Source organism: Arthrobacter sp. HY1533 (genome assembly GCF_027568515.1).
Lineage (GTDB): Bacteria > Actinomycetota > Actinomycetes > Actinomycetales > Micrococcaceae > Specibacter.
On the sequence record NZ_JANKZF010000017.1, the window covers coordinates 108,086 to 116,399 of the forward strand.

An 8,314-nucleotide genomic window follows, 5' to 3' on the forward strand; every position below is an offset into this window, starting at 1 on the left:
CGCGAAATCTGCTCCCGTGTGACGGGCCGCGGCGGCTAAAAGGCGCAGCACCTTAGCAATCCGGCCGGTGAGTCGCTAACGTCTAATTTGTGAGTACTTCCAAGCCTTCGCGCAAAGCGCCCGCCGCACCGTCCACCGCTTCCGCCGCATCCCCGGCCGCCGTGAATGGCACGACGCCGGCTGGCTCACCCGCCGCTGCTGGCCGCGCCGCCGCCGTGGCAGCCCAGGCCGACCCCCGCGAGGGCCTGCGCTTTGGCCGGATCCCCGTCACAAACGTCCAGCCTGTGCTGGAAGGCGGCAAGTTCCCGGCCAAGGGCATCCGCGGCGCCGATGTTCGGGTCAGTGCAGTGGTTTTCCGTGAGGGCCACGACGTCCTGGGCGCAACTGCCGTCCTCTTCGCACCCGACGGCTCAGAGGGACAGCGGGCCAGGATGCGCCCCGGCGCCAAGGGCAGCGATGCGTGGGAAGGCGTGCTGACTCCGTCCACGGAGGGCAACTGGAGCTTCGCCGTCGAAGGCTGGACCGATCTGTATGCCACCTGGGCGCACAACGCACAGGTGAAGATCAACGCCGACGTCGACGTGGATGTCATGCTGGCCGAGGGCGCACTGCTGCTGGGCAACGCGGCCAAGGCCGCCAAGTCCGCAGCGCCGGAGGCAGCCAAGGTGTTCAAGGCCGCGGCCGCCACGCTGGCCGATCCGTCCCTGAACACCAACGACCGCCTGGCCGGCGGGACAAGCCGGGAGGTGCGTGCCGCCGTCGAACATTTCCCGCTGCGCGACCTCGTGACAAGCAGTGAAAGGTTCCCGCTGCTCGTTGAGCGCGACGCCGCCGGGCGCGGCGCCTGGTACGAATTCTTCCCGCGCTCCGAGGGTGCCATGCGCCACCCGGAGACGGGGGAGTGGACCAGCGGCAACTTCCGCACAGCCCGCCACCGGCTTCCCGCGGTCGCCGCGATGGGCTTCGATGTGCTGTACCTGCCGCCCATCCACCCCATCGGCACCATCAACCGCAAGGGCCCCAACAACACCCTCGTGGCGGGGCCAGCGGATCCCGGTTCCCCTTGGGCCATCGGATCGGCCGACGGCGGCCACGACGCCATCCACCCCGACCTCGGCTCGCTGGCGGACTTCGAGGCATTTGTGGCGGCCGCGAACGAGCTTGACCTGGAAATTGCCCTGGACCTGGCCCTGCAGTGCGCCCCCGACCACCCTTGGGCCACCGAGCACCCCGAATGGTTCACCACGCGCGTTGACGGAACCATCGCCTATGCGGAAAACCCGCCCAAGAAGTACCAGGACATCTACCCCCTGAACTTCGACAACGACCCCACCGGGCTGTCCCACGAGATCCTGCGCATTGTGCGGCTCTGGATCGAGCGCGGCGTGCGCATTTTCCGGGTGGACAACCCGCACACCAAGCCCGTCTGGTTCTGGGAATGGCTCATTGGCACCATCAACGCCGAGCGCCCCGACATCGTGTTCCTGGCCGAGGCCTTCACCCGCCCGGCCATGATGGCCGCGCTGGGCCGGGCCGGCTTCCAGCAGTCCTACAGCTACTTCACGTGGCGCAACACCAAGGAGGAACTGGAGGAGTACCTGGTGCATGTCAGCCGCGATTCAGCCGGCTACTTCCGCCCCAACTTCTTTGTCAACACCCCTGACATCCTCACCGAATACCTGCAGTACGGCGGGCCGGCCGGGTTCAAGATCCGCGCCATCCTGGCAGCCATGTCCAACCCGCTGTGGGGCATGTACGCCGGCTACGAACTCTACGAGCACGTTGCCCGCCCCGGCTCGGAAGAGAACATAGACAACGAGAAGTACGAGTTCAAGGACCGCGACTTCGCCGCCGCCGAGGCGGCCGGCAGCTCGCTGGCCCCGTTCGTCACTCTGCTGAACCGGATCCGCCGCGCACACCCGGCCCTGCTGGACCTGCAGAACCTGAGCCTGCACGAAAGTTCGGACCCCGCCACGCTCGTGTTCAGCAAGCACAAGAACATTGCCGCGACCGCCACGGAGCCGGCCCGCAAGGACACCATCATCGTGGTCATCAACGTGGACCCGCACAGCATGCGCGAGGGCGAGGTCACGCTGGACCTCGATGCGCTGTCGCTGGACGGGCTGTCCCCGGACGGCACTTTCCTCGTGGAGGACCTCGTCACCGGCGCCACCTGGAACTGGGGCAAGAAGAACTACTTCCGCCTCGACGCCCACCTGGAGCCGGCCCACATCCTGCACATCAGGCGCTGAGCATGGCCTTCCCCCGCGCCAACAGCGCCCCGCAGTTCAACTTGAACGCACCGGGGCTGGCCCATGATCCGCACTGGTACCGCAAGGCCGTGTTCTATGAGGTCCTGGTGCAGAGCTTTGCCGATGCCAACGGCGACGGCGCGGGGGACTTTTCCGGGCTCATCTCCCGCCTGGACTACCTGCAGTGGTTGGGGGTTGACTGCCTGTGGCTGCCGCCGTTCTTTGACTCGCCCCAGCTCGACGGCGGCTACGACGTCCGCGACTTCACCGCCGTCATGGAGACGTACGGGACCATCCTGGACTTCAAGTCGCTGGTCACCCAGGCCCATGAGCGCGGCATGCGCATCATCATTGACCTGCCCCTGAACCACACCTCGGACCAGCACCCCTGGTTCAAGGCGTCCCGGGAAGACCCCACGGGCCCCTTTGGCGACTTCTACATGTGGAGCGACACCACCGAGCTGTACCAGGACGCCCGCGTCATTTTCATTGACACGGAGGAGTCCAATTGGACCTTTGACCCCATCCGCCGGCAGTTCTTTTGGCACAGGTTCTTCAGTCACCAGCCGGACTTGAACTACAGGAACCCCGCCGTCCGCGAGGCAATCTTTGATGTGGTGCGGTTCTGGCTTGAGCAGGGCATTGACGGATTCCGGGCCGACGCCATTCCCTACCTGTATGCGGAGGACGGCACCAACTGCGAGAACCTGCCGGAGACCCACCAGTTCCTGCAGGACCTGCGGGCCATGGTCGACGCCGAGTTCCCCGGCCGGGTGATCATCGCCGAGGCGAACCAGATGCCGCATGAGGTGGTCGACTACTTCGGCACACAGGAGAACCCCGAATGCCACATGGCGTTCCACTTTCCCATCATGCCGCGGCTCTACTACGCGCTGCGGGACCAGAAGGCCGCCCCCATCGTGGAGACGCTGGCCAACACCCCTGACATTCCCGCGGGCGCGCAGTGGGGAACGTTCCTGCGAAACCATGACGAGCTGACCCTGGAAATGGTGACGCCCTCCGAACGTGAGGCCATGTTGGGGTGGTACGCCCCGGATTCGCGCATGCGCGCCAACATTGGCATCAGGCGCCGGCTGGCACCGCTGCTGGACAACTCCCGTGCCGAGATGGAGCTCATCAATGCGCTGCTGCTGGCCCTGCCCGGCAGCCCCTTCCTCTACTACGGGGACGAGATCGGCATGGGGGACAACATCTGGCTCGACGACCGCGATGCCTCCCGCACACCCATGCAGTGGAACCCGGACCGGAACGCGGGCTTTTCCAGCGCCGATCCGGGCAAGTTGTTCCTGCCCGTGGTGCAATCCCTGGTCTACCACTACAACCACGTCAACGTGGAGGCCCAGACCGCCCACACGAGTTCACTGCTGCACTGGAACAAGCAAATCCTCAAGGTCCGCAAGGCCCATCCCGCCTTTGGCCTGGGCCGGCATGAGAACGTGCCCAGCTCGCACGAGTCGGTGCTGGCTTTTCTGCGCGTCCTGCCGGTGGGCAACGAGGAGGGGGAAACGCCGGAATCCATGCTGTGCGTGTTCAACCTGTCCCAGCACCCCTCCGCAGCCACGCTGCACCTGCCCGCCCTGGCCGGCCGCGGACTGCGCGATGTCTTCGGCAACGACATCTTCCCCGGAATTGACGACGACGGCCACCTCACCTTGACGCTGGGCTCCTACGACTTCTTTTGGCTGCGCGTGCGTTCACAGGCATCCAACGCCCAGTCCACCATGACCCAGGCGCTGCCGGTGGTCGACGGATCGGTCCACGGCTACTGATGGGCCATTCGCTGGAGGAGCTCCTCACCGACTGGCTGCCCCGCCAGCGCTGGTACCCGCGCAAGGGGGCAGCCGGGCTCGGCGCCCGTGTGCACATTGTGGACAGTTTTGGGATTCCATCCCCGGATCCCTCGACCACCTTCCGCGTGCTGTTGCTCGGCGTGGACATTCCCTCCCCGGCGGGGAGCCGCGGGGCACTGGACGGCAACCACGGAGGGTCCCTGGACCTGGCCGGCGGCGGGCATGGCGGTTCCGTGCCGAGCTTGCTTCTGCAGGTGCCCATCACCATCGCGCATTCTGGCGCAGCTGTGCCAGAAACTGGTGGCGGGGCCGGCGGCGGCACTGCCAGCGGGGCGGGGCAGCCGGGTTGGCTTGGCGCCTCAGCGGCCGGGCCCCACTGGGCCCGGACCGGCGGCCTGGTTCGCGACGGCCTCTCTGACCCCGCCTTTGTGCAGGCCTGGCTTGCATCGCTGGGACGCGCCGCCGGCTCAGCCGGACCCGGTGCCGCGGACATTGACCTCTGGGTGAATCCGGCCATGCCGGCGTTCGGTTCCCTGCCCGCCGCCAACATCCGCACGGTGTCCAGCGAGCAGTCCAACACCTCGGTGATGTTTGAGCTCGGTGGCCGCCCGCTCATAGCCAAGTTCTTCCGCGTGCTCCATGAAGGAGTCCACCCCGAGCAGGAGATAGGCCAGGCGCTCGCGGGCCTGGCCTCTGCCGGCGAGCAGCTTGCCGTCCCTGAGCTGCAGGCGTCCGGGACCTTCGGGGCCCCGGGCACCACGCTTTTTGTCATCCACTCGTTCCTGGCCGGGGCCAAGGACGGCTGGGCACTGGCCCTGTCGCATGCCCGGGAGGGCAGGGACTTTTCGCCCCATGCCCGTCAAATAGGTGAAGCCCTGGCCCGGCTGCACGCAGGCCTGCGAACAACCATGGGGACCAAGGGCCTTGACGATGGTGAGGCGGCGGACTTTGTCCGCGCCCTCAGCGCCCGCCTGCAGGACGCCTGGTCGCTGGCAGCCGATGCAGTGGGCCCTTACGGCGGGCAATTCCACGCCTTTCTGGCGCAACTGGGCCAAATAGACCTGGTGCCTTCCGTGCAACGCATCCATGGCGACCTCCACCTGGGCCAGCTCTTGCACCAGGAGGCGGCCGACGGCGGCTGGTACATTCTGGACTTCGAGGGCGAGCCGCTGCGTCCCCTCTCGGAGCGGGGCCGCCCGGACGTGGCGCTTCGCGATGTGGCGGGCATGTTGCGGTCCCTCGACTACGCCGGAGCCCAGGCTGCGGTGCCGGGCGGACCGGATCGGGACAGCATTGCCCGGTGGGTCCGGGCCGCAGACCATGCCTTCATACAGGGCTATGAAAGCGGCACCGGTGAAACAATTTCACGGCGCGACGCCCTTTTCATGGCATTGTGGCTGGACAAGGCACTTTATGAAGTTGTTTATGAATTACAGAACCGGCCCGATTGGGTCTGGGTGCCGGTAAATGCCGTGCGAGTTTTGTTTGAATCGATGGAAAGTGGTGTGGACATGGGAATCAATGAATTAGCCCCTCTCGCAGTGGATGCCGGAGTCTTGGCGCGAATTTCCGATGGGACCCACTTTGCCCCGCACTCTGTGCTGGGGGCGCACCTGGGCAGCGAAGGGGTTGCCACCGTGCGGGCCCTGCGCCACCTGGCGGAGTCGGTAACAGTGGTCACGGCTGGCGGGGAATTCCCCATGGCCCACGAACACGGCGGAATTTGGGTGGCCGTGGTCCCCGTCGAGGAACCGGGGCACGTACCCGACTACCGCCTGGACGTCAGCTATGACGGGGTTGTCCACCGCACCGACGACCCCTACCGCTACCTGCCCACCGTGGGCGAGCTGGACATGCACCTCATGGCAGAGGGCCGGCATGAAACGCTCTGGACGGTGCTGGGTGCACATGTCCACCGCTACCACTCCGAATTGGGCGACATTTCGGGTGTGAGCTTCTCCGTTTGGGTGCCGGCAGTGCAGGCCGTGCGGGTCATTGGCAATTTCAATGGCTGGGACGGCCGGGCCCATGCCATGCGCAGCCTGGGCAGCAGCGGAATCTGGGAACTGTTCATCCCGGACGTTGCCGTCGGCGAATGCTACAAATTTGAGATTCTCACCGAAGGCGGTGAGTGGCTGCAGAAGGCCGACCCCATGGCCTATGGCACCGAGGTTCCGCCCCTGACAGCTTCGCGGGTGGTCGAGTCGACGTACTCATTCAAGGATGCCGACTGGATGGCCCGGCGGGCGGAGACAGATCCGCACAACTCGCCCATGAGCGTCTACGAAGTGCACCTTGGCTCTTGGCGTCCCGGGCTCAGCTACAAGGAGCTGGCCACGGACCTGGTGGAATATGTCCAGCGGCTCGGATTCACCCATGTTGAACTCATGCCCGTCGCCGAGCACCCGTTTGGTGGCTCCTGGGGCTACCAGGTCACCTCCTACTTTGCGCCGACCTCCCGGTTTGGCCATCCGGACGAATTCCGCCACCTGGTGGACGCACTCCACCAGGCCGGCGTCGGCGTCATCATGGACTGGGTGCCGGCGCACTTCCCCAAGGATGAATGGGCCCTGGCAAAATTCAACGGCGGGGCACAGTACGAGCACTCCGACCCCCGCCTCGGCGAGCACCCTGACTGGGGCACCCTCATCTTCGACTTCGGCCGCAACGAGGTCCGCAACTTCCTGGTGGCCAACGCGCTGTACTGGTTCGAGGAATTCCACATCGACGGACTGCGCGTGGATGCCGTGGCATCGATGCTGTACCTGGACTACTCGCGCGAGGACGGCGCCTGGAGCCCCAACCGCTTTGGCGGGCGGGAAAACCTCGAGGCCATCAGCTTCCTGCAGGAAATGAACGCCACGGCGTACCGCCGCAACCCCGGCATCGTCACGATCGCCGAGGAGTCCACGGCATTCCCGGGCGTCACCGCGCCCACCAGCGGGGGAGGGCTGGGCTTTGGCATCAAGTGGAACATGGGGTGGATGCACGATTCCCTGACGTACATGTCGGAAGACCCGGTCAACCGCGGCTGGCACCACAACCAAATTACGTTCTCCCTTGTTTATGCGTTCACGGAAAACTTCCTGTTGCCCATCAGCCATGACGAGGTGGTCCACGGCAAGGGATCGCTGCTGCGCAAGATGCCGGGGGACCGCTGGCAGCAGCTGGCCAACCTGCGCGCCTACCTTGCCTTCCAGTGGGCACACCCCGGCAAGCAGCTGATCTTCATGGGCACGGAGTTTGGCCAGGAAGCCGAATGGAGCGAGCAGCACGGTCTCGACTGGTGGCTGGCGGAAAATCCCGCACACGCCGGCATCCAGGACCTGGTGCGCGAGTTGAACCTGACGTACGCCGGCACGCCTGCGCTGTACGAGCTGGACAATGTGGCGGAAGGCTTCACCTGGCTCAACGGTGGGGACACGGCAAACAATGTGGTCTCCTTCGTTCGCTGGGACAAGGCCAGCACGCCCCTGGTCTGCATCGTGAACTTCGCCGGTGTCGCCTACGAGGGCTACCGGGTGGGGCTCCCCGCAGCGGGGCTTTGGCGGGAGGCGCTCAATACCGACCTCGCTTCCTTCGGCGGTTCGGATGTCAGGAACATCGGGGATCTCGCGGCGGAGGAGCGGCCCTGGGACGGCCAGGAGGCATCGCTCAGCCTCCGAGTTCCGCCGCTGGGTGCGCTGTACCTGGTGCCCGTGGCCAGCTAGAAGCAGGCCCTGGATGTTCACCTGCCTGCCGTTTTGTGTTCACGGCAGGCAGGTGGTATTGTTAGTACTCCGCTGAACGAACCGTTCAGATCCGGATCCGACAAAACCACATAACCTTGAAAATAGGTTCAATGGTTTGTGTTCAAATGAAAATTTGAATTCAGTCGAAATCCTCGATTTGACTTCCGGAAAGTTCAGCGGGTAAGCTTGAAAAGTTGCCCCGGCACTGATCGTCACGGACTGTTTGTTGGTTCTGGTGTGTTGGCTGGGTGTGGTTGTTGTTTGAGAACTCAATAGTGTGCCAAGTTTTATTGATACCAATTTATTGTATTGAATTGGTTATTTGGTTGGTTGTTGCCGCCCCTGTGGTGATGACTGGCCGTTTAGCTGGTTTCGAATTTAGTGCACATGGCCATCATCTTTTTCCGGTGTGGTTGTGTGTGTCTGTTTAGTTATTAACGGAGAGTTTGATCCTGGCTCAGGATGAACGCTGGCGGCGTGCTTAACACATGCAAGTCGAACGATGAACCCCGCTTGCGGG

The 8,314-nt window shown here is 64.7% G+C and carries 3 protein-coding genes and 1 rRNA gene; all 4 read left to right on the forward strand.

What is annotated here, in order from left to right:
- The first annotated feature begins 215 nt into the window (after positions 1 to 215).
- The gene (locus PCK14_RS13790; protein ID WP_269939085.1) at positions 216 to 2,252 is read left to right on the forward strand and encodes an alpha-1,4-glucan--maltose-1-phosphate maltosyltransferase; all 2,037 of its coding nucleotides are present in this window, start codon (positions 216 to 218) and stop codon (positions 2,250 to 2,252) included.
- Positions 2,253 to 2,254: 2 nt separating this feature from the next.
- A complete protein-coding gene (gene treS / locus PCK14_RS13795; RefSeq protein ID WP_269939080.1) occupies positions 2,255 to 4,042 on the forward strand; it encodes a maltose alpha-D-glucosyltransferase in 1,788 nt (595 codons plus the stop codon).
- Complete coding sequence (glgB, locus tag PCK14_RS13800; RefSeq protein ID WP_269939081.1) at positions 4,042 to 7,773, forward strand: 1,4-alpha-glucan branching protein GlgB; 3,732 nt, start codon at positions 4,042 to 4,044, stop codon at positions 7,771 to 7,773. The genes treS and glgB overlap by 1 nt, the downstream gene beginning before the upstream one ends.
- 455 nt (positions 7,774 to 8,228) lie before the next feature.
- Positions 8,229 to 8,314 (forward strand): 16S ribosomal RNA (locus PCK14_RS13805); the annotation flags it as partial.